2 protein-coding genes are annotated in these 1922 nt (G+C 73.5%); both read right to left on the bottom strand.

Features of this window, described 5'->3' with window-relative positions; translation table 11 throughout:
• Positions 1-66: 66 nt before the first annotated feature.
• A complete protein-coding gene (eda, locus tag ACWF94_RS39635) occupies positions 67-684 on the bottom strand; it encodes a bifunctional 4-hydroxy-2-oxoglutarate aldolase/2-dehydro-3-deoxy-phosphogluconate aldolase (RefSeq protein WP_453500009.1) in 618 nt (205 codons plus the stop codon).
• Positions 685-944: 260 nt separating this feature from the next.
• The gene (yaaA, locus tag ACWF94_RS39630; RefSeq protein WP_453500008.1) at positions 945-1745 is read right to left on the bottom strand and encodes a peroxide stress protein YaaA; all 801 of its coding nucleotides are present in this window, start codon (positions 1743-1745) and stop codon (positions 945-947) included.
• Positions 1746-1922: the final 177 nt, after the last annotated feature.

Here is a 1922-nt window from a genome sequence, read left to right as displayed (position 1 = left end):
GAGGGCCGGGCCTACGGGAGGCGGGCCGGGCCCTGAGCCGGAGGGCCGGGCCCTGGGTCGGAGGGTTCAGACCGACAGGGCCGCGGCGCCCTCGGCGAGGGAGCGCACCCGGCCCCAGTCCTTCCGCGCCAGAGCGTCTCCCGGCAGCATCCAGGTCCCCCCCACGCACCCCACGTTCGGCAACGCCAGATACTCCGGGGCCAGCGCCGCCGAGATCCCGCCGGTAGGGCAGAAGCGGGCCTGGGGCAGCGGGCCCGCCAGGGACTTGAGATACGCGGTGCCGCCCGACGCCTCCGCGGGGAAGAACTTCATCTCGGTCACGCCACGCTCCAGCAGCGCCACGACCTCCGATGTCGTCGAGACCCCCGGCAGAAACAGCGCCCCCGACCCCCGCATCGCGTCCAGCAGCCGATCCGTCCACCCGGGGCTCACCAGGAACCGCGCTCCGGAGTCCACGGCCGCGTCCACATGCGCCGGGGAGATCACCGTCCCCGCACCCACGACCGCCTCGGGTACCTCCGTGGCGATCGCCCGGATCGCGTCGAGCGCGGCGGGCGTCCGCAGCGTCACCTCGATCGCGGGCAGGCCGCCCGCGACAAGGGCCCGCGCGAGCGGTACGGCATCGGCGGCGTCCTCGATGACGACGACGGGAATGACGGGCGCGAGATCCAGCACGGAGGTCATGACCCCATCCTGCCCGCCCTGGTGCGTATCACGCAACGAACGTTGCACACACCGCAACGGGGGGTGAGGGCGTCCGGCACACGCCCCGAGGCCCCGATGGGCCGACGGGGCCTCTCTGGACCGGGCGGACCAGCGCGGTCAGGCGGCCCCATGACCACTATGCCCACCCATGCCCACCCATGGCCTTCGCCCAATCGACCCATGGATCAGCGCATCAGCGGACCAGGGGCCAGAGGATCAGGGGCCAGCGGGCCAGAGGATCAGTGGATCTGAGTGACCACCACATCCAGCGCCCACGGCCGCCCCGCCCCTGCGGGCTCCGCCGCCTCCACCACATGCCCCAGGTCCCGCAGCACCGCCACCAGTTCGCCCGGCTTCCTGGGTTTGGCGCCCGACATCAGCAGATCCCTGACGATCCGTCCCTTGGTCGCCTTGTTGAAGTGGCTCACGACCGACCGCTTCTCGACCCCGTCGACCAGCTGCGCGTGCAGGACGCGCACCGTCGCCGTACGCCCGGCGACCTCCCCCTTCGGCTGCCAGGCAGCCGCGTAGGCGGAGGACCGCAGATCCAGGACGAGCCCGTTGCCCGCCGCCTCCGGAAGGACGGACTCCATGGCTCGGCGCCAGTGCGTGCCGAGCGCGCCGAGGCCCGGCAGCCGCACCCCCATCGAGCAGCGGTACGACGGAATCCGGTCGCCTACGCGCACCGCGCCCCACAGCCCGGAGAACACCAGCAGCGATGCCCGCGCCCGCCGTTTGGCAGCCGTCTCCAGGGTCGCGAGCCCCAGCGCGTCGTAGAGCACCCCCGTATAGATGTCACCCGCCGGGCGGGTGCCCGCCGTCCGCAGCTCCGCGTTCTTCGCGATCTCGCCGCGCAGGCCCTCGCTCAGCCCGAGGACCTGGCGTGCCTTCTCCTCGTCGGCGGCGCACAGTTCGACCAGTTCGTCCAGTATCGCGGCACGTGCTTCGGCCAGTGCGGGCAGCGACAGCGATTCGGGCTTGAGCGGAGCCCCGCGCCCCGAAGCGGCCTTGCCCTCGGACGGCGGCAACAGTACGAGCACGGAACTTCTCCTCACGGCACCTGCGGAAACGGGGCGCGCGGCCCCGCGCCAGCGTACGCGCCCCGAGGTCCCGGACCGTCCCGGGCCGAGGCGCCGGGCCGGCGTCCGGATCCGAGATCCCGAGCCGAAGCGCCAGGCCGAGGCCCCGGGCCGGGGGTCCCAGGCCGGCTGCCGAGC

The sequence above is a fragment of the Streptomyces sp. NPDC055078 genome (assembly GCF_053607985.1).
Note: the sequence above shows the minus strand (reverse complement) of the source record. Positions and strands in the feature narration are given on the sequence as shown.